Source organism: Pelomonas baiyunensis (assembly GCF_043555935.1).
GTDB lineage: Bacteria > Pseudomonadota > Gammaproteobacteria > Burkholderiales > Burkholderiaceae_C > Pelomonas > Pelomonas baiyunensis.
The window spans coordinates 882,557-903,645 of sequence record NZ_JBIGIB010000002.1 but is presented as its reverse complement, the minus strand read 5'-3'; the positions used below and the strand labels follow the sequence as shown (position 1 = coordinate 903,645).

The window sequence follows — 21,089 nt, the reverse complement described above, 5'->3', positions numbered from 1 at the left end:
TCGACCCCACGCGCGACGGCCACCACCCCGACGCCGTCAACGGCCAGGACAGCCGCCAACCCGCGCCCGGCAGCCGCACGCCGGACAAACCCACGCCGCGCACCGCCCGCCCGCACCTCGTGCTGGACAGCGCCGCCAGCCTGGGCCAAATCACGCCGGGCGACCTCACCACGCTGGCCGGCCAGCACTTGAGCCGCACCAGCCAAGGCGACCAGCACGAGACCGCCGCGCACTCCCACCATCAACTCACCGGTGAGCACTTCAGCCTGTACGCCCACAACGGCCAACTCCAAGCCAAGGCCGCCGCCGGCCCGGTGTCACTGCAGGCCCACACCGACGCACTGGAGCTGCTGGCCGACCAGAGTCTTCAGATCCTGTCTGTCAACGACGAGATCCACATCCAGGCCAAGGACCGCATCGAACTCGTCGGCGCCGACAGCGCCATCGTGCTGCAGGGCGGCAACATCGAAATCAAGACCCCGGGGACGTTCGAGGTCAAGACGAGTTCGCATGAGTTCTTGGGAGGGGGAACCCAGGCGGCGGAGTTGGTGGCGTTGCCGCAGGGCAAGCTCGACGAGAAGCCTGCTTTCATGGAACTGAACCTACACGACGAATGGCTACAGCCCGTGCCCGGCGCACCATATGTCGTGGTGTTCGAAGATGGCACTCGGCGCGAAGGCCAACTAGATAGCAACGGCTATGCGCGCTTGGAAGGCATTCCGAACCAACGCGCCCGGGTTTACTACGGGGAAGTCCCGCGCGCTCCAGAGGCTCGCGTGGAAATGCCAGTCAACACCTTCAAGGCCAGCGCCACCACCAACGAAGAAGCCATCGCCAACATCGCGCGGGCCGAGCAAGAAGCGGAGCGCTTCTGGGCCGAACAGGCCACCGGCGAGCAACGGGAAGTGCGCGCCGAGCTGAACGATCTCGACGGCGACGATGGCGATGGCGAGAACGCCTGGCACTACCTCGACGAAACCCGGCAGCGGGCACTGCGCGCCAAGATCATGGGAGAGGATGCATGAGCGGCACCGCCATTGCCACCCGCGGCGCGGCCCAGGCCGCGCAAACAACAGCACAAGCTTCGCGCAAGGGTTGGTTCGACTCGATCAAGGATGAGGCGCTGAGCTTCGTCAAGGGCGACAACAACGCCCCCTGGGCCATCCTGGCCGAGACCGTTATCGGCTGTGTCCCCATCCTGGGCCAGATCGTCGACGCACGCGACATCATCAAAGGCCTCATCGAGGTCGCAGGGGCGCCCGCCAGCCCGCTGGCCTGGTTCAATCTCATCACGGCCCTGATCGGTCTGATCCCGGGCGGCGGCGATGCGGTCAAGCGAAGCACTCGCGCGATAAAAAGCGGTGCGGTGCATGTCGACGAACTGCTCGACATGATCCGCCGCCTGTACAAGGGCGACCCCGAGAAGCTGCTGCGTGAGACGCTGGACGTGGGCAAGCTGCGCAAGCGACTGGATGACATTCTCGGGAACTCATCCTTCACCAAGCAGTTGAGCCCCGACCTTCGCAAGCATGTCGACAACATTCGTGCCAACCTGGATCGCCAGTTTGCAGCGTTCAAAAGCGAGGTTGACGGCTGGCTGGCCAAGGGGCGAAAGACCAGCGCCGAAGGTGCGCCGGCGGCACGCCAAGCGCCGGGCACGCCACCCGCCAAGCCGCACAGCGAAGCCAAGGCAGGCTCGCACGACAAGACACACACCGGCGATGCCGCCAGCCCCCACACGCCCAACGCCGCCCAGCAACGTACGGCACGCTTCAAGAGCCTCACGCAGAAAGTGCTGGGCGTGCTGGGTGAACACATGGCCGACTACCACTGCCAGGACGCCAAAGGCTGGGGCCACAAGGTCGCCCATGACCAGGCGCTGGTCAACAACGCCAAGCTCAACGACAACGGGCACATGGTGCAACTCTGGCCCTGCCTGCCACGCGGGCGCGGCATCGATGCCATCTGGCGGACCACAGGAGGGGCCAAGCTATATGCAGTCATCGAGGCCAAGGCCAGTTATGACCCGACGAAGGGGTTAGGGGCCTTGCTGGGGGAGGCGGGGGATAAAAGTGAGCGAGCGTCGAACACAAACACTGGCGGCCTGAGACGAAGAGGTGGTGTTGGTGGTCAGGGCCAAATGGGAGGTGCGGCGACACGTCAGCTCAACGGCAAAGTGACGCAGATGAGTCATGCTTGGGTGCAGACGAGGTTGGAACGCGCACTACGCGGGCGGGCACAAGATTTGGCCAATCTGCGCCGATTGAAAGAAACCGGCTACTCCCGCCACGTGCTTTTCTTCTCCGTTCCCCAAGCAGTTGCACATGCAGAAGCTGTGATCCTTCATGCTTCCGGGCGGGGCGCACAACCAACGATGCACGCAGCACACGAAGCAAGCAGGGAGTGGGGTGACAACCAGATCTCCCAGGTGGTGAACGACCGAGCTGGCTTGGTCGAGCCGTCCCAACGCCGAGCCCGGTAGGACCTGATCCAGTATGGAATTCAACGCAAAGCGCCGCCAGCAGTTTCTGGCGGAGAAGTACGTCGAAACCAAGCTCGCCGAATTCGACGACGTGATCGGCGGCCCGGAAGGCTTGGAAGCCAATCTCAAAAGCAAGGAGCGGCAACGAGGTTGGCACGCATCGCTCGCCCGGGGTGTCGGGTGGGAGAAGTTCAATCGCCTGCAGTTGGCTTACACCGCAGGGGAAGATATTGGCCCGCTTCGCCAGGAGCTGGAAGTCATCGTCACCGCCTATGAGCGCTACGGCCACCTGATGTGGCGTGATACGCAGGATCGCAACGAACCCGTCTTCACATTCACTTTTGTGGACGAGTACTGCACGCTAATGCAACTCATCGGCTTGTGCTTCCTTCTGCACCGGCGCGACTTGTTGCCGCGTTTGGCGGCATTGCAGGACGGCGAGAACGGCTCGAACGGTGGCGCAGACGTGATCTATGAAGAGTTCATGATCCACGTGTTCGGAGCCGAGAACCGCTATGGGACCGAGCAAGCGTGCCAGGTCCGCCCGTACGAAAACTTGTTCTACGCACTGACAGAAGAGTCCGCCGACAACCAACTCAAAGAACTGAACCTGTACCTCAAGCACTGGTACAAGGACCTTGCTGGCACTGGCTGGCATGACAGCCACAAGCCCGATGAATATGGAAACCAGGGTGGCTACTACGGCTACTGGAGTTTCGAGGCAGGAGCTGCGGTGCTGCTGTTGGGCATTGAAGACGACAGCAGTCTGCACAAGTATTTGTACTACCCCAAGGACCTGGTGGCCTGGGCCCGTGCTCACGCGGCGCTCAGCGCGGGTGAAGCTCAAGCGGCGATTCGCCTGCGCGCGATGGCGACAGAGCCCTGCCCGAAAGCAGGCTTCTGGTCCACGCCGGCCCAGCCCGACAGCCGCAGGCGTTTCGAGGCTGGCGAGGCCATGCCCACCATCGAAGGCTCTGCCTGGGGAGCCACGATTTGGACGTGGGACGACGCGCAGGCTTGACCGGCCCTTGACCTGCCGACTGACCGCCCGCCGCTTGGGGCCTGCGGGTCGGCCCACTCACTCCAACACGAACACCGCGGCGCTACGAGCGGGGATGTGGAAGCGGCCTTGCGCAGCGCGGGCTTCGCGTGCCACCCGCTGATCGGCAGCGGTGGCGGCGCGCTGAACGGGGTGGAGTCGCCAGTGCGCGCGAGCTTCGGCCGGCAGGGTCAGGGTCTGCGCGGTGGGGGCCACGTTAATGAAGGTCAGCACCGCCTTGAACCGGGCGCCGGGCAGGCCGCGGCCGTCGATGCGGGTGGCCACCAGCACCGGGTTCTGGCCGGCGCCGCTGCCGGGGAAGGTGACGCGTTGCCGAACGGCCGCGGCCGTGGGCAGGCGCAGCAGGGACGTGCTGGCGCGGATGCTCAGCAGGTCGCGGAACACATCACGTGCCCAGGCGATGTCTTGGGGCCGTGGGGCGATGTCATCGCGGGCCAGGCGTTCGCGGGCCAGCGCCCAGTCACGACCCTGTGCCCCGAAGTTGTCTTGCTTGGGCGGCAGGCCGGTGCCGAAATGGTTGGTCTGGTAGCTCCAGTCCAGGCGGTTGAACCAATCGCCGCTGTCGTAACTGTTGCGGTCCAGGCTCTTGCTGCGCAGGATGTCTTGGCCCGCGTGGAAGTACGCCACACCCTGGCTGAAGGCCACCAACGCCGCCCCCAGCATCTGCACGCGCGCCCGGTCCTCACGTGAGGTGTCCAGCGGCAGCTTGAGGGTGTTGACGTCAAACAGCGTCTGGTTGTCGTGGTTCTCAACGTAGTTCACCACCTCGCTGGGTTCAGACGCAAAGCCCGCGGGCTGGTCACCGCCGTACACCAGCTGCTCCAGCCGTTTGCGCTCACCGCGCCAGGTGGTGAGCTCATAACTGCGCAACGAGCCGGCGAGGCCAACGCGGATCAGGTCGGCTGCGGCCAGCAGGTCTTGCGGCTGTGCCGTGGCCAACGCGTTGGGCGCGTACACCAAGCCATTGAGCCAGCCCTGGCGGCGCACGCTGTCGTCACCGCCCTCGCCTGCCCCGCCGCCGCGGGCGGCATCGCGCATGCGGTCGCTGAAGCTGCCGATGCCGCTGCCGTTCAGACTGAGTTGCGAGGCCTGCACAAAGCGCGCGCCGTTGGCCACCTCGCCGAAGTTCCAGCCTTCGCCCAGCAGTTGCACAGGCCGCCCGGCTTCGGCGTTGACCCGTGCTTGCAAGCGCTCCATCGCCTCGCGCGGCTGGTGGCCCATGAGGTCGAAGCGCATGGAGTCGATCTTGTACTCACGCACCCAGAGGGCGGCCGAGTCGATCATGAGCTTGGCCATCATGCGGTGCTCGGTGGCCGTGTTGTCGCAGCAGGTGGAGCGTTCGATCTCGCCTTGCGCGTTAAGGCGGTGGTAGTAGCCCGGCACGATGCGGTCGAGCACCGACTTCTGCGCCTGACCGGCCGCGGCCATGTGGTTGTAGACCATGTCCATGCCCACGCGCAGCCCGGCGCGGTGCAAAGCCATCACCATCTGCCGAAACTCAAGCACCCGGCGCAGCGGGTCGGTGGCGTAGCTGCCCTCGGGGGCGTTGAAGTGCCAGGGGTCGTAGCCCCAGTTGAAGCAGTCGGTGGCAGCCACAGCCATCACGGCCGCCTGCTGGGCCTCGCTGTCGGGCGCCGCCTGGGGCACCGCGGGCACCTGGCAGCCGCGCTCGGGCACGCTGGCCAGGTCGAACACCGGCAACAGGTGCACATCCGTCAGCCCGGCCTTGGACAAGGCGCGCAGGTGCCGCATGCCGGCCGACTGGGGTTCAGTGAACGCGAGGTACTTGCCCCGCCAGGCGGGGCGCACGGTGGCGTCGCTGACCGAGAAGTCGCGCACGTGCAGTTCGTAAATGACCTGGTCGGTGGCGGCACGCACGCGCTGGGGCCGTGGCGCGGCGTCCCAGCCGGCGGGCTTGAGGGCGGGGGCGGCCAAGTTGGCCACCACGGCGTGGCGTGAGTCGGCCGTCAACGCCACGGCGTAGGGGTCGGTCACCAAGTTGCGGACGCGGCCGTGCGTGGGCGTGACGACGTCCACCAGGTAGCGATAAGCCTGGCCGCTCAGGTCGCCCGGCAGCGCCACGCGCCAGACGCCGGTGGCGGCATCGCGGTGCATCGGCTCGATCGCGACGGCCGGGCCATCCGGCTGTGCATGCCGGCACAGGTGCATGGCTTGTGCCGTGGGGGCCCACAGTGCAAACGTGGTGCGCTGTCGGCTGGGGTGGGCGCCGAGGTCTGGCACTTGCGCGGCCGTGGCAAATCGGTCGTCCAACGCGGCGGCGATTTGCAGCCCGGTGGCAGCCATCACCCGCCCGTCCGCCGACTCATGCACCAGCACCAGTTGCGCCTGCAGCAGTGCATCCACCTCGGCTGCCGGCACGGCAAAGCGCGGGCCGGGGGCAATGTGGCGCAGCGCGGCGGGAGGCTCGGCGGCGGGCAAGGCTTCAAGCGTCAGCGCACCATCCGCGCCGGTCACGGCGGCGCCCACCGGTGCGGCCATGCCCGCAGCCCGCGCATGGTGCAACCGCACACGCTCACCGGGCCGCAGTTGCAGGCCTGGCCATTGCACGCTGCTGGCGTTCAGCCACACCGCCGCGGCGGGCCATGCGGGCGCCGCGCTGGCAGAAGCCGGCACATCACCCTGGCACTCGCTCAGGTCCACCGCATGCGCAGCGCCACACCAAGCGAAGGCAACGAGGCTGAGGCCGAGCCGGATGGGCCGGGGCAGACGGTGGCGCATGGTGTCTCCAGTTGTTTGTTGACGATCGTAGCAAAACTACATTCATTCAAACCCGAATGGTCGCATCGCGGGCAAAGTGACTATGCTTCCGCAAACATTGGAGTAGTTTGATTACATGAACAAGCTTGGAGACAAGATTTCGACGGCAGCCGCCCTGGCCGCCCTGCTGACCTTGAGCGCCTGCGGCGGTGGCGGTGGCGGCGGTGCAAGCTTGCCGACACCCGCACCCGCGCCGGCCCCAACGCCGGCTCCGGCTCCGGCCCCCGCGCCAGCCCCGGCCCCCCTGCCCACACCGGATGTCAGCGCCATCGCCGCGCAAGACCCAGGCAGCGCCTTGCCCGAGGGCTGGCAACGCGGCGGCTTTATGCAGATCTTCGTGCGCAGCTACCAAGACAGCGACGGCGACGGCGTGGGTGACCTGCGCGGCCTCATCAGCCGGCTCGACTACCTGCGCGACCTCGGCGTGACCGGCCTGTGGCTGATGCCCATCACCAAGAGCCAGGACGGGGATCACGGCTACGCGGTGTCCGACTACCGCGACATCGAAGCCGCCTACGGCAAGCTGGCCGACCTGGACGAATTGGTGAAGCAGGCGCACTCGCGCGGCATCGGCGTGATGCTGGACTACGTGATGAACCACAGCGCCGGCCAGCACCCGCTGTTCGTGAACTCGAAGGACAGCGCGACCAACCCCTGGCGCGATTGGTATATCTGGCAAAACCCGGCCCCCACGGGTTGGAACATCTACGGCAGCAACCCCTGGCGCAGCACCGCCAACGGCGCGTACTACGCCCCTTTCTGGGACCAGATGCCCGACTTCAACCTCCTGAAGACCGAGGTGGTGGACTTCCACAAGAACAACCTGCGCTTCTGGTTGAACCGCGGCGTAGACGGGTTCCGCTTCGACGCCGTGGGCAACCTGGTGGAAAACGGCCCCTCCGCCTGGGAGAACCAGCCCCGCAACTACACGTTGATGGGTGAGATGCGCGCCGTGATCCAGGGCTACAGCCGCCGCACGCTGGTGTGCGAGGCCCCGGCCGACCCGCAAGGCTTTGCGGCCAGCAGCGCCTGCGGCAGCGCGTTCACGTTCGACCTGAACGGCGCGCTCATCGGCGCGGCCAAGGGCCAGGCGGCGTCGGTGGCGCAGGTGGCGAATTACTTCAAGACCGCGCCGCTGAGCATGGCGCCGTTCCTGTCCAACCACGACAGCTTTGCCGGCCAGCGCCCGGCCGACCAGTTGAACGGCGATATCCCCCAACTCAAGCTGGCCGCCAGCGCCTACCTGCTGCTGCCCGGCACGCCCTTCGTGTACTACGGCGAAGAAATCGGCCTGCGCGCTGCGCCCTCGCTCAGCGGCGACGCCGCCATTCGCACGCCCATGGCCTGGAGCACCGGCAACGCCGCCGGCTTCAGCACCGGCGTGCCGTATCGGGCGCTGGCGGGCAACGCCGGCACGGCCTACGTCTCGGCCCAGTTGGAAGCGCCCGACTCGCTGCTGAGCCACTACCGCACGCTGCTGAACCTGCGCCGCACCACGGCTACCCTGCGCGATGGCGACTACGCCAACGCCTCGGCCAGCGGCACGATGCTGAGCTTCCAGCGTCGCACGGCTTCGCAGGTGGCGGTGGTCGTCATCAATTTCGGCACCGCGTCGGCCGACGCGGCCTTGACGGGGCTGCCCGTCAACGCGACGCTGCAGGCTGCCCTGCCCAGTGGTGGCACCAACGCCACCGCCGATGCGGCCGGCCAGGCCCGCGTCACCGTTCCTGCGCAGTCTGTGCGCGTCTACACGGCCGCCCGATGAACGCCCCCACCTGCTTCTCTGCCCGCCACGCCACCCGCCGCCTGCTCAGCACCCTGGCCCTGGCCGCTGCAACCACGGCCAGCCTGGCCGCCCCGGCAGCGCCGAGCACGCCCATGCCGTTCGACACCTCGGCCGTGCCCGCGCGCCCGCAGGCCAGCACCCTGCCCGCCCGCTGGCAGCACGGCGTGTTCATGGAAGTGTTCGTGCGCGCCTTTCAAGACAGCAACGGTGACGGCATCGGCGACCTGCGCGGGCTGATCCAGCGGCTGGACTACCTCCAGAAACTCGGCGTCAGCGGCCTGTGGCTCATGCCCATCACCGCCAGTTCGGACCACGACCACGGCTACGCCACCACCGACTTCCGCGCCATCGAGCCCCAGTACGGCACGCTGGAGGATTTCGACACGCTGATTCGCGAGGCCCACAAGCGCGGCATCGGCATCGTGATGGACTACGTGATCAACCACGCGTCCTGGCAGTCGGCCCCGTTCCAGGCGGCCGTGGCTGACCGCAGCAGCCCCTGGCGCGACTGGTTCGTGTGGAACCCCAACCCCGGCCCGGGCTGGGACATCTGGGGCAAGTTCCCGTGGTACGACGCTGCCCAGAAGCCTTGGGACTGGACGGGCGAGTGGAAGGACCTGCCCGCGCCCACGCCGGGCGCGCCGGACGTGTACTTCGGCACTTTCGGCCCGCACATGCCTGACTTCAACATGCGCAACCCAGTGGTGGTGAAGTACCACCAGGACTCCATGCGCTTCTGGCTCAACCGCGGGCTCGACGGCTTCCGGCTCGACGCCGTGCCGCACCTCATCGAGAACAACGCCAAAGACTGGAACGACCAGCCCGAAAGCCGCGTGCTGACCAAGCAGTTCCAAGACCTCATCAAGAGCTACCCCGGCCGCTACGTGGTGTGCGAGGCCACGGCCGAACCCATTGCCTACGGCAAGCCGGAGTTGTGCGGCGGCGCGTTCGCGTTCAATCAGAACTACGAAATCATCAAGGCCGCCAAGGGCGACGTGGCCGCCGTGCAGAAGGTGGCGGACTACTACCGCAGCATGTCGCCCACGATGGCGACCTTCCTGCACAACCACGACATCTTCACCGGCCACCGCGTGTGGGACCAACTTCGCGGAGACGAAGCCCGCTACCGACTCGCCGCAGCCAGCTACCTGCTGCTGCCGGGCACCCCGTTCGTGTACTACGGCGAGGAGATCGGCCAGTCGGGCGTGGACGGCCCTGGCGACGACCCGCTGCGCTCGCCCATGAGCTGGACGGCCAGCAACGTGGGGGCCGGCGGCTTCTCCACCCAAGCCCAGCCGTTCCGCCCGCTGGCTCTGAACCGCAGCCGTCACAACGCCGAGAGCCAGCAGCGCGACGCGCAATCGCTGTTTCACTTCTACCGCAGCCTGATTGCGCTGCGCAAAGCCTCGCCCGCACTGACCGAAGGCCGCTACGAGCGGGATCGCGTTGACGGCGCCGTGTGGAGCTTCGAGCGCGTGCACGGGCGCGAGCGGGTGTGGGTGGCCATCAACTACGGCGACACCCCGGCCGCCGTGACCCTGCCGGCCCCGGCGCGGGGCCTGTTGCCCAAGGGTGGCCGCACCCAAGGGCGTGCGATGCTGCCGCCTTTGTCCGTGCGCGTGTTTGCCCTGGAGGCACCGTGAAAACCGCCGTCACCCTCACCACCGCTTTGCTGATGAGCTTGAACACCTGGGCCGCTGGCCTGCAGCACGTGGAGCCGCCCCATTGGTGGGCGGGCATGCGTGACCCTTCCCTGCAACTGATGCTGCATGGCGCCGGCATTGCCACCGCCACGCCCACGCTCAAGCCCTACCCCGGCGTGCGCCTCAAAGGCAGCCACCGGGCCGACAGCCCCAACTACCTGTTCGTGGACCTCGACATCAGCGCCAGCGCCGCGCCGGGCGAACTGCAGCTGGACGTGGGCGGCACCGTGCTGCGCTACCCGCTGCGCGCGCGGGCCCCGGGCTCGGCCGACCGGGTCGGCTTCGGCCCGAAGGACGCGATCTATCTGGTGGTGCCTGACCGCTTCGCCAAGGGGCCGACGCCGCCGGCAGGCGCCAACGGCATGAAGGAAGGCGAGCGCCGCGCCGACCCGGGCGGCCGCCACGGCGGCAACCTGTCGGGCATGCGCCAGCACCTGCCCTACATCGCCGGCCTGGGCTTCACGCAAGTGTGGCCCACGCCGCTGGTCGAGAACAACAGCGAGCAGTACAGCTACCACGGCTACGCCGCGACCGACTTCTACAAGGTCGACCCGCGCTTCGGCAGCAACGACGACTTCCTGGCCTACACCGCCGAGGCCCGCGCGCTGGGCGTGGGCGTGATCCAGGACATCGTGCTGAACCACATCGGCAGCGGCCACTGGTGGATGGCCGACCTGCCCGCACCCGACTGGGTGAACCAGTGGCCGGCCTACACCGAAACCCACCACGCGCGCATGACGCTGCAGGACCCTTACGCCGCGCCCAGCGACCGCAAGCGTTTCACCGACGGCTGGTTCGTGCCCGCCATGCCCGACCTGAACCAGCGCCGCCCGGAGCTGGCCACCTACCTCACGCAGATGACGCTCTGGTGGATCGAGACAGCCGGCCTGTCGGGCCTGCGGACTGACACCTACTCCTACTCCGACCGCGAGTTCCTGAGCCGCTGGTCGGCCCGCGTGATGCAGGAGTACCCGCGCCTGAACATCGTGGGCGAGGAATGGAGCCCGCACCCGGCCGTGGTGTCGTACTGGCAGCGCGGCAAGAAGAACCACGACGGCTATGTGTCCCACGCACCCAGCCTCATGGACTTCCCCATGCAGACCAACCTGTTGGCGGCGCTGACCGAAGCCGACGGCCCGCACACCGGCCTCACCAAGCTCTACGAGGGCCTGGCGCACGACTTCATGTACCCGGATCCGGCCAACCTGGTGCTGTTCGACGGCAACCACGACACGCCGCGCCTGTTCTCGCTGCTGGGCAAGGACGTGGGCCTGACGAAGATCGCCCTCGCCTACCTCGCCACCACCCGCCGCATCCCGCAGCTGTTCTATGGCACCGAACTCGCCATGGAAAGCCCGCTGGAGCGCGACGACGGCAAGGTGCGCGCCGACATGCCCGGTGGCTGGGCCGGCGACAGCGTCAACGCCTTCACCGGCGCGGGGCTGACGCCGGTGCAGCGCGACATGCAGGCCTGGACACGCCGACTGTTCAACTGGCGCAAGAGCGCCAGCGTCATCCACGACGGCGCGCTGATGCAGTACGCACCGGTGGACGGCTGCTACGTGTTCTTCCGCCACGATGCCGACCGCACCGTGCTGGTGGCGCTGAACAAGACCGGCAAACCGGTGAGCTTGCCCGTGGCGCGCTTCCCCGAACGCCTGACGCCCACCGACCGCGCCAAGGATGTGCTGGCCGACACCCCAGCCTTCACGGTCGGCACAAGCTTCACGGTGCCCGCGCGCAGCCCGCTGATTCTGGAAATCAGCCGCTGAGCCGACCGCCAGACCGCAATGAAAAAGGGCTCCCGAGGGAGCCCTTTTGCGTGCGCGACGCGCCGATCAGAGGACCTGACGGCGGCGGGCCAGGAAGCCCACCATGGCCAAGCCAGCCAGCATCAATGCATAGGTCTCGGGCTCCGGCACCGGCGCGGCGGTGAACGTGAAGCTGAGCTTGTTTTGCGGCTGCGCGCCGATGGACACGAAAGTCCCACCCGACGTGTTCAGCGTGATCGAAGCAGAACTCAGGCTGAACGTGTTGAATCCGCCGGCCACCAACGGGCCGCCGTCTGCGAAGTAACCAAACTCCGGGTTCGACGAGCCAGCCGGCGTCACGACCGTCTTGGACATGGCGCTCCAAGGCGTTGCAGTAGTTGCACCACCGTTCACCGAGTACTGGCCCGCCGCGGTGATCGACGCATTTGCACCCGACCCGAATGCGAAGTAAACGATGTTGCCCAAGCCGGCATTCAGGCCGCTGAGGGCATAGCCGGCGTTGGCCGTGATCGTGAAGCTGGGCAACGAAAAATTGGCCGAGGCAGACGCTCCGCCCAAGCTGGACAGGTTGACCGCAGCGGGCACCGCCCATTCAAAGCCGACCGAGTTGCCCGACGAAAACGTGGTGACGAAAGAGCCGAATGTCGGATTCGGGTTGTATTGCAGCGTGTACGCCCCGGCGTTCACGGTGACGCTGGCGAGCATGCTCGCCTGCGCGCCGGCGGCCATCAGCAGCGCGCCTGCGAATGCAATTGCTTTCAACTTCATCCAAGATCCTTCAATCAAGCGCCCGGCGAACTGCCGCCGGAATCACTCTTGATATTAGCGAGGGCGGGTTGCGCCGCCACCCCCTTGGATCGCTGTTGAACTGCCTGCAGGGGACAGGCCGATCCTCAACTTTGAGGATCGGCGCCCACGTCAGGCCGGCAGGCGGAGCAGGTCGAACGGTCCGCGACCCGAGGCGGCCGTGATCAAGCCCAGCACGCGGGTGGGTTCGGCGCCCAGCCAGTCCCAGCGGAAACGCCAGCCCCAGTTGCCGCCCAGCACGCCCGGCACGTTCATGCGGTGCGCGCTGCCCAAGCCCAGCACGTCTTGCAGCGGATAGACGGCCATGTTGGCCACCGAGTTGGCACAGGCGCGGATCATGGCCCAGTGCACGTCGTGCTCGCCGCAGGCCAGGTAGGAGCCCGCGTATGCCCGCTCGCGGGGCTTGGCGGCATCCCACCAGCCGCGCACGGTGTCGTTGTCGTGCGTGCCGGTGTAGGCCACGGCCGCCTTGGGCCACATGTGCGGCAGGAACTCGTGGTCGCCTTCGGCGCCGAAGCCGAACTGCAGGATCTTCATGCCGGGGAAGCCGCAGCCGTCACGCAGGGCGTGCACGTCGTCGGTGATGAAGCCCAGGTCTTCCGCCACGATGGGCAGCGGGCCGAGTGCTTTCTTGATGGCGTCGAACAACGCCATGCCGGGGCCCACCTTCCACTCGCCGCGCTTGGCATCGGGGCTGTCGCCCGGAATTTCGTAATAGCCGGCAAAGCCCCGGAAGTGGTCGATGCGGAACACATCGGCCTGGCTGAGCGCACGTTGCACGCGCGCCGTCCACCAGGCGTAGTTCTCGTCGGCCATCTTGTCCCAGCGGTACAGCGGGTTGCCCCAACGCTGGCCCAGCGGCCCCAGGTCGTCGGGCGGCACGCCGGCCACGACGGTGGTCTGGAAGTTCTCGTCCAGCGAGTACAGGTCCGGGCGCGACCAGCAGTCGGCGCTGTCGTGGGCCACGAAGATGGGCAGGTCGCCCATGAGGTGCACGCCGCGTTCGTTCGCGTAGGCCTTGAGCGCGCCGATCTGCACGTCGAACTGCCACTGCACGAACTGCCAGAAGCTGATTTCAGCGGCGTAATCCTTGCGCGCCTGCGCCATGGCTCGGGCTTCGCGCCGCTTGAGGCCGTCGGCCCAGGTCCACCAGGGCTGGCCGTTCAGCGGGGAGCGGATCGCCATGAAGAGCGCGTAGTCGTCCAGCCAGCTCTTTTGCGACTCGCACCAAGCGGCGTAAGCCTTTTGGTCCGCCGGCGTGGCTTTGGCGAAGAAGCCGGCAGCGGCAGCCCGCAGCTGCTGCTCGCGCCAGGGCGTGACTTCGCCGTAGTTCACCTGCTCCGCATTGAAATGCGGCACCTCGGGCTGGGCCAGCCAGCCTTTGGCGATCAGCGGCTCCAGCGCCACCATCCATTGGCTGCCCGCGAAGGCGGAAACGCCCTGGTAGGGGCTGTCGCCGGGGCCGATGGGCGTGGTGGGCAGCAGTTGCCAGATGCGCTGGCCGGCGGCCTGCAGCCAGTCGACAAAACGATAGGCGTCGGGGCCAAAGTCGCCCATGCCGTGCGGGCCGGGCAGCGAGGTGATGTGCAGCAGCACACCGGAGGAGCGTTGGTTGAGATCCATGGTCAGGCGTGTCTCAGAACGAGCAGGGAGCGGCCAGGCACGCTGAGCGGCTGGCCAGGAAGAACGAGGGGCGCGGCCGACTCGCCGCTGCTGTCCAGCAGCAACTGCCAGGGGCCGTTGCACAGCAGGAAGGGCAAGGGCGCCGGGTCGGGGTTGAACACGATCATCAAGCGCGGGGCGCTGGCACCGGCGTCGCGCAGCTGGGCGCCGAAGGCGCGCTGGCCCGCGTCGTGCCAGTCGTTCGGTGTCATCTCGTGGCCGCTGGGCGCGAACCAGGTGACACCGGCGTCTTCGGGCCCCGAAGCAAACCAGCGCGGATGGCGCAGCAGCGGCTCGCGCGCCCGCAGGGCCAGCAGCTCAGACACCAGCGCCGGCAGGTGCGGGTCGGCCTGCGCCCAATCGAGCCAGGTGGTGGCGTTGTCCTGGCAGTAGGCGTTGTTGTTGCCGCCCTGGCTGTTGGCGATCTCGTCGCCCGCACACAGCATCGGTGTGCCTTGTGCGAGCAGCAAGGTGGCCAGCAGCGCACGGCGGGCGCGGTCGCGCGTGGCCACGATGCCGGCGTCGTCGGTCAGGCCTTCCACGCCAAAGTTGGCGCACCACTCACCGTCGCGGCCGTCGCGGTTGTCTTCGCCGTTGGCGTGGTTGTGCTTGGCGGCGTAGCTGGTCAGGTCGGCCAGCGTGAAGCCGTCGTGCACCGCAATGAAGTTGATGGACGCCGTGGGCTGGCGCTGGCCGTGGTGAAACACATCGCTGGACGCCATGAAGCGGCGCGCAAATTCCCCGCGGCCTACGCCGGGGCCGGCACTCGGCTGGCCGTGCAGCCAGTAGCCGCGCGCCGCGTCGCGGAACTTGTCGTTCCACTCCAGAAAACGCCCGGGAAAGCGGCCCACCTGGTAGCCGTCGTAGGCGGCGTCCCAGGGCTCGGCAATCAAGTGCACGCCGGCCAGCACCGGGTCTTGCCGCAGGGCGGTGAAGAAGGCGGCGTTGGGGTCGAAACCGTGCGAGCTGCGCCCCAGCACGGGTGCCAGGTCAAAGCGGAAGCCGTCCACGCCCATCTCGGCCACCCAGTACCGCAGGGAATCGAGCACGAACTGCGTGACGCGCGGGTGCGAGGCGTGCAGCGTGTTGCCACAGCCGGTCAGGTTCTCGTAGCGGCTCCAGTCGCCGCCCACCAGCCGGTAGTAGGTCTTGTTGTCCAGCCCCCGCCACGACAGCGTCGGGCCGAACTCGTTGCCTTCCGGCGTGTGGTTGTAGACGACGTCCAGCACCACCTCGAGGCCAGCGTCGTGCAGGGCTTGCACCATGGCGCGGAACTCGGCCGTCACGGCCGTGGGGTCGTGCCGGTGCGCGGCCTGCGCCCAGCGCGGGTCGGGGCAGAAGAAGCCCAGGGTGTTGTAACCCCAGTAGTTGCGCAGGCCCCGCTCCGCCAGGTGCGGCTCGTCCACGCAGTACTGCACCGGCAGCAGCGACAAGGTCGTCACGCCCAGCCGCTTGAAGTGCGCGATGGACGCTGGATGTGCCAAGCCGGCGTAGGTGCCTCGCAGCGCTTCGGGCAAGGCGGGGTTCAGCTGCGAGAAGCCCTTCACATGCAGCTCGTACAGCACCACCTCCGCTGCGGCGCGGCGCGGGCGGCGCAGCGGCGTCGGCGCGCTGGGCGGCGCCACACGCGCCTTGAGGGCCTGGGTGGCGTTGTCGCGGCGGTCGAAGGAGCGCGGGCCGTCCGGGTGCCCCAACTCGTAGCCGTGATGCTCAGCGCGCCAGCCGAAGTGGCCCACGATCTCGCGGGCCTGTGGGTCCAGCAGCAGCTTGTGCGGGTTGAAGCGGTGCCCCTGCTCCGGCGCATACGGGCCGTGCGCGCGCAGGCCGTACACCAGGCCCGGGCCCACGTCGGGCAGGAAACCGTGCCACACGCCGTCGTCCGGGCCGTGCAGCGCGTAGCGGCGCAGTTCACGCTGGCCTTCGGCGTCGAACACGCAGAGTTCCATGCGCGTGGCGTTCTCGCTGAACACCGCGAAGTTCACGCCGCCATCGCGGGCGAGGGAACCCAGCGGCTCGTGCCAGCCGGGTTGGAGGTCAGACAGGTGCGCCATGCGGTACTGCTGCAAGTGGCCCGGTCAGATCGGGACGAAGAACAAGGTCGCCAGCGGCGGCAGGTTGATGGTGATGGACAGGCGCCGTCCGTGCGCCGGTTGCGCCTGCACCGGCAGGCCGGCCGCGGCCACGCCGTTGCCAATGTTGCTGCCGCCGTAGTAGGCGGAGTCGGTGTTGAGCGCTTCCTTCCACGCAGTCACGCCGTCCGGCACGCCCAGCGAGTAGCCCTCGCGCGGCACCGGCGTCATGTTGCACACCACGATCACCATGCGGCCCGTGCCGTCGCGGCGCACCCAGGCGTAGATGGAATGCTCGGCGTCGTGGGCGCTGATCCACTCGAAGCCGCCGCTCTCGCAGTCCAGCCGGTGCAGCGCGGAATGTTCGCGGTAGAGCTTGTTCAGGTCGCGCACCAAGCGCTGCACGCCGGCGTGCCGGTCGTCTTCCAGCAAGCCCCAGGGCAGACTCTCGGCGTGGTTCCATTCCTGGCGCTGCGCGAACTCCTGGCCCATGAACAGCAGCTTCTTGCCGGGGTGCCCCCACATGAAGCCGTAGTAGGCGCGCAGGTTGGCGAACTTTTGCCAGTCGTCGCCCGGCATCTTGGAAAGCATCGAGCCCTTGCCGTGCACCACCTCGTCGTGCGAGATGGGCAGCATGAAGTTCTCGCTGAACGCGTAGATCAGGCCGAAGGTCATCTTGTCGTGATGCCAGCGGCGGTTGATCGGGTCCTCGGCCATGTAGCGCAAGGTGTCGTTCATCCAGCCCATGTTCCACTTGTAGTGAAACCCGAGGCCGCCCGCGTACGTGGGCGACGACACGCCCGGAAAGCTCGTGCTTTCCTCGGCCACGGTGACGGCACCCGCGATCTCGCCCACGTGCTCGTTCATCTCGCGCAGCAGCGAGATGGCTTCGAGGTTCTCGCGGCCGCCGCGGATGTTGGGAATCCACTCGCCATCGGGCCGCGAATAGTCGCGGTAGAGCATGCTGGCCACCGCGTCCACGCGCAGGCCGTCCACGCCCCAACGCTCAATCCAGTAGGTGGCGCTGCCGATCAGGAATTCGCACACCTCGGTGCGGGCGAAGTTGTAGATCAGCGTGTTCCAGTCGCGGTGGAAGCCTTCCTTGGGGTCGGCGTATTCGTACAGCCGCGTGCCGTCGAACTCCGCCAAGCCGTGGGCGTCCACCGGGAAGTGCGCGGGCACCCAGTCCAGCAGCAAGCCCAGGCCCTGGTCGTGCACCGCCTTCACAAAGCGGGCGAAGCCTTCCGGCGGGCCGAAGCGGGCGCTCGGCGCGTACATGCCCAGCGTCTGGTAGCCCCAGGAGCCGTCGAACGGGTACTCGCTGATGGGCATGAGCTGCACGTGGGTGAAGCCCAGGTCGGCCACATAGGCCGGCAGGTGTGCAGCCAGTTCGTCCCAGGTCGGAAACTCGCCTGACACGCCCCGGCGCCACGACGCGGCATGCACCTCATAGACGCTGATGGCCGAATCGCGCCGGTTGGCCCGCTCGCGCTGGCGCGGCAGCGGCGTGGGCTCGGGCAGCGGCGCCACGATGCTGGCCGTGTCCGGGCGCAACTGGGCGCGCCGGGCGTAGGGGTCGGCTTTGAGCGGCAGCAGCACGCCGCCGCGGCTCACGATCTCGAATTTGTAGAGGTCACCCTCGGCCGCGTGCGGCACGAAGATTTCCCACACGCCCGATTGGTGGCGCAGGCGCATGGGGTGGCGCCGGCCGTCCCAGTTGTTGAAGTTGCCCACCACGCTCACGCGCCGGGCGTTCGGCGCCCAGGTGGCAAACCGCACACCGCTGACGTCGCCGTGCGTCACGCAGTGCGCGCCCAGAATCAACCAGGGCCGGCCGTTGGTGCCATCGGCAAACGACTTCAGGTCGGCTTCATCCAGCTGCGGGTAGAAGGCGTAGGGGTCGGCGTACACGCCCTCCCCGCCGCCCAGCCACGACACGGCCAGCCGGTAGTCGAACCGGTGCTTGCGGCGCGGCACCTGGGCCTCGAAAAAGCCCGGCCGGCGCTGATCCAGCGTCACCAATTGCTTGCCGCTGGCAGCATCCACCAGCGCCACGCTGCCGGCACCGGGCAACAACGCCCGCACCCACAGCCGACCCGCGTCGTCCGCATGCAGGCCGAGCCGTGAAAACGGGTCGGCGTGGCGGCCTGCCATCAGGGCGTCGAGGTCGGCGTCGTTCAGCATCGTCAGTTCAAACTCTTCACGGACCAGACACGCTCCACATACTCGGCGATCGTGCGATCAGACGAGAACGGGCCCATGCCAGCAATGTTGCGCAAGGCGCGTTCCGCCCAGGCGGTGCGGTTGGCAAACAGGGCGTCAACCTTGGCCTGGGTGGCGACGTAGTCGGCGAAATCGGCCATCAGCAGGTACACGTCGCGGTGCAGGAGGCTGTCGACGAGGCTGCGGTACCGCTCGGTGTCTCCGTTGCTGAAGACGCCGGCAGAGATGGCGTCAATGACGCGCTTGAGTTGGCGATTCTCTTCCACATACAGGCGCGGGTCGTAGCCCAGCGACTTGATCTTGGCGACCGCATCGGCGCGCAGGCCGAACACGAACATGTTCTCGACGCCCATGGCTTCGGCCATCTCGATGTTGGCGCCGTCCCAGGTGCCGATCGTGACCGCGCCGTTCATGCCGAACTTCATGTTGCCCGTGCCCGAGGCCTCGGTGCCGGCGGTGGAGATCTGCTCCGACAGGTCAGCCGCCGGGATGATGCTTTCGGCCAGCGTGACGCTGTAGTTGGGGAGGAACACGAGCTTGAGCTTGTCGCCCACGCGCGGGTCGCTGTTGATGACGCGGGCCACGTCGTGCGCCAGGCGCACGATGCTCTTGGCCATCTGGTAGGCCGAGGCCGCCTTGCCGGCAATGATGACCGTGCGCGGCACCCAGTTCGCGTCGGGGTTGTCGCGAATCGCCTGATAGCGGCTGATGACGTGCAGCAGGTTCAGCAGCTGGCGCTTGTACTCGTGGATGCGCTTGATCTGGATGTCGAACAGGCTGTCCACGTTGACCGTGATGCCCAGCTCGCGACGGATCACCGCTGCCAGGCGCTCCTTGTTGGCGCGCTTCACGGCCAGGAACTCTTCGCCCAGCTCGGCGTTGGCGGCCAGCGCCTTCAGTTCACCCAGCTCGGCCAGGTCCTTGCGCCAGCCTTCGCCGATGCGGCTGTCCAGCAGGGCCGACAGCTGCGGGTTGGCTTGCTGCAGCCAGCGGCGCGGCGTGACGCCGTTGGTCACGTTGTGGAAACGGTCCGGCCAGATGCGGGCGTAGTCGGCAAAGATGGTTTGCACCATCAGCTCCGAATGCAGGGCTGCCACACCGTTGACGCGGTGCGAGGCCACCAGCGCGAGAGACGCCATGCGCACGCGGCGCTCGCCACCGTGGCTGCCTTCGTCGATCAGCGACACGCGGGCCGCCAGGGCATGGTCGCCCGGGAAGCGCGCCTGCAACTCCTCCAGGAAGCGGTGGTTGATCTCGTAAATGATTTCCAGGTGGCGCGGCAGCAGCTGCTCGAACATGCGCACCGGCCAGGTTTCCAGCGCCTCGGGCATCAGCGTGTGGTTGGTGTAGGCCACCGCCTGACGCGTGATCTTCCAGGCCTCATCCCAGCCCAGGCCATGCTCGTCCAGCAGCAGGCGCATCAACTCGGCCGGCGCCAGCGCCGGGTGCGTGTCGTTCAGGTGGATGGCGTTGGTCTTGCCCAGGTTGTGCAGGCTGCCGAACTCGCGCAGGTGGCGCTCGATCAGGTCCTGCAGCGAGGCGCTGACGAGGAAGGCCTCCTGCTTCAGGCGCAGCTCGCGGCCAGCTTCGGTGGAATCGTCGGGGTACAGCACCCAGTTCAGTGCATCGGCCAGCACCTGGTGGCGGGCGGCGCGAGCGTAGTCACCTTCGCAAAAGGGCTTGAACGCAATGGGCGCGGCCGTGGCCTGCCATTGGCGCAGGGTGGACACGCGGTCGCTGTGGTGCGCCGGCACGATGAAGTCGAAGGCTTGGGCTTCGATGGTGTCGGCCGGCAGCCAGCGGCGAACGCCGGAAGCATCGACCTCCACGCGCCCACCGAAACCCACGTTGAAGCGCACGTCGTGGCGCGGCAACTCCCACGCGGGCGAGTTGCGCGTCCAGTCGTCCGGCTGCTCCATCTGGCGGCCTTGGCTGATGACCTGGGCGAAGGTGCCGTAGCGGTAGCGCAGGCCGTAGCCAAAGGACGGCAGTTCCAGTTCGGCAAAGCTGTCCAGGAAGCACGCGGCCAGACGGCCCAAGCCGCCGTTGCCCAGCGCGGCGTCGGGCTCGCGCTCCAGCACATCGCCCAGCGCCAGGCCCTGCTCGGCCAGCTTGGCCTCCAGCGGGTCGGTCAGCTTCAGGGCCGCCAGCGCGTTGGACAGCGCGCGGCCCATCAGGAATTCCATCGACAGGTAATGCACCCGGCGCACCGGCGCCTTGTCGCCCCGCTTCGCGTCCTGCGCTTGCGTGGCCGCCCAGCGGCGGGCCAGCGATTCACGGCACGCCAGCGCGGCCGCGTGCAAGGCGGCCTGCGGCGTGGCGCCATGGCTGCTTTGCGCCAGTTCGCGCTCATAGGCGGTCTCGAAAGCGGCCCGCAGGGCCTTGTCTTCAGCGGTCAGTGCAGTCGGCTTCTTCATCGCGGTGGACGCCTTGGGCTTTTGCTTGCGTTGAACGGGCAGCGCGGGGCTGGAAGAGGTTGGGGTGTTCATCAGTGCCAGCCCCCAGCGACGAGGGCAAGAATGCTGCTCGACGGGCAGCGTTGGCCGAAGTATCGGTCAGTCACGCCCGCTTGTGTAGTTTGACTACATCGGGAAAACCCGCGCAAGATCGCAAATCATTGATCTACAACGGTTTCACTCGAGTTCAGCCGGGTAGTTCTGGTTGTTGTTGGCGGCCTTGAAATGTATATTGTCTACAAAGACGGCCAAAGACTGAAAATTTGGACCCCATTTTGACGAGACAAGCGA

Annotated in this window: 12 protein-coding genes; 6 read left to right on the top strand and 6 right to left on the bottom strand. The window is 67.5% G+C overall.

Going from position 1 to position 21,089, the window contains the following annotated elements:
* The 3 genes from ACG01O_RS10470 to ACG01O_RS10460 form a co-directional block, all read left to right on the top strand.
* On the top strand, nucleotides 1-1,025 hold a 1,025-nt coding region (locus ACG01O_RS10470; RefSeq protein WP_394384183.1), incomplete at its 5' end, for a DUF2345 domain-containing protein.
* Nucleotides 1,022-2,482, top strand: a complete 1,461-nt coding sequence (locus ACG01O_RS10465; RefSeq protein ID WP_394384181.1) for a hypothetical protein — start codon at nucleotides 1,022-1,024, stop codon at nucleotides 2,480-2,482. The genes ACG01O_RS10470 and ACG01O_RS10465, both read left to right, overlap by 4 nt.
* A 13-nt stretch (nucleotides 2,483-2,495) precedes the next feature.
* Nucleotides 2,496-3,503, top strand: a complete 1,008-nt coding sequence (locus tag ACG01O_RS10460; protein ID WP_394384179.1) for a PoNe immunity protein domain-containing protein — start codon at nucleotides 2,496-2,498, stop codon at nucleotides 3,501-3,503.
* Nucleotides 3,504-3,560: 57 nt separating this feature from the next.
* Here the strand turns inward: ACG01O_RS10460 and pulA are convergent, their stop codons facing one another.
* Nucleotides 3,561-6,281, bottom strand: coding sequence for a pullulanase-type alpha-1,6-glucosidase (gene pulA / locus ACG01O_RS10455; protein WP_394384177.1), 2,721 nt, complete (start codon nucleotides 6,279-6,281; stop codon nucleotides 3,561-3,563).
* A gap of 115 nt (nucleotides 6,282-6,396) precedes the next feature.
* Between pulA and ACG01O_RS10450 the strand changes: the two genes are divergently transcribed.
* The 3 genes from ACG01O_RS10450 to ACG01O_RS10440 are packed head-to-tail and all read left to right on the top strand — an operon-like array spanning nucleotide 6,397 to nucleotide 11,581.
* On the top strand, nucleotides 6,397-8,085 hold the full coding sequence (locus ACG01O_RS10450; RefSeq protein ID WP_394384175.1) for an alpha-amylase family glycosyl hydrolase: 1,689 nt from the start codon (nucleotides 6,397-6,399) through the stop codon (nucleotides 8,083-8,085).
* A complete protein-coding gene (locus ACG01O_RS10445) occupies nucleotides 8,082-9,749 on the top strand; it encodes an alpha-amylase family glycosyl hydrolase (RefSeq protein ID WP_394384172.1) in 1,668 nt (555 codons plus the stop codon). The genes ACG01O_RS10450 and ACG01O_RS10445 overlap by 4 nt, the downstream gene beginning before the upstream one ends.
* Nucleotides 9,746-11,581 (top strand): glycoside hydrolase family 13 protein, encoded by a 1,836-nt coding sequence (locus tag ACG01O_RS10440; protein ID WP_394384170.1) that lies wholly within the window; start codon nucleotides 9,746-9,748, stop codon nucleotides 11,579-11,581. The genes ACG01O_RS10445 and ACG01O_RS10440 overlap by 4 nt, the downstream gene beginning before the upstream one ends.
* Nucleotides 11,582-11,647: 66 nt before the next feature.
* On the opposite strand, the gene ACG01O_RS10435 is transcribed toward ACG01O_RS10440, so the two are convergent.
* The 5 genes from ACG01O_RS10435 to ACG01O_RS10415 all read right to left on the bottom strand — a co-directional run bounded on the left by ACG01O_RS10435 (nucleotide 11,648) and on the right by ACG01O_RS10415 (nucleotide 20,831).
* Nucleotides 11,648-12,310, bottom strand: a complete 663-nt coding sequence (locus ACG01O_RS10435; RefSeq protein WP_394384169.1) for a PEP-CTERM sorting domain-containing protein — start codon at nucleotides 12,308-12,310, stop codon at nucleotides 11,648-11,650.
* Between the two features lie 189 nt (nucleotides 12,311-12,499).
* Nucleotides 12,500-14,011: a 4-alpha-glucanotransferase gene (malQ, locus tag ACG01O_RS10430; RefSeq protein WP_394384167.1), complete on the bottom strand. Its 1,512-nt coding sequence runs from the start codon at nucleotides 14,009-14,011 to the stop codon at nucleotides 12,500-12,502.
* A 2-nt stretch (nucleotides 14,012-14,013) separates the two neighbouring features.
* Complete coding sequence (gene glgX, locus ACG01O_RS10425) at nucleotides 14,014-16,101, bottom strand: glycogen debranching protein GlgX (RefSeq protein ID WP_394384165.1); 2,088 nt, start codon at nucleotides 16,099-16,101, stop codon at nucleotides 14,014-14,016.
* 24 nt (nucleotides 16,102-16,125) lie between these two features.
* The gene (gene glgB, locus ACG01O_RS10420; protein WP_394384163.1) at nucleotides 16,126-18,303 is read right to left on the bottom strand and encodes a 1,4-alpha-glucan branching protein GlgB; all 2,178 of its coding nucleotides are present in this window, start codon (nucleotides 18,301-18,303) and stop codon (nucleotides 16,126-16,128) included.
* 2 nt (nucleotides 18,304-18,305) lie between these two features.
* Nucleotides 18,306-20,831 (bottom strand): glycogen/starch/alpha-glucan phosphorylase, encoded by a 2,526-nt coding sequence (locus tag ACG01O_RS10415; RefSeq protein ID WP_394384161.1) that lies wholly within the window; start codon nucleotides 20,829-20,831, stop codon nucleotides 18,306-18,308.
* Nucleotides 20,832-21,089 lie beyond the last annotated feature (258 nt).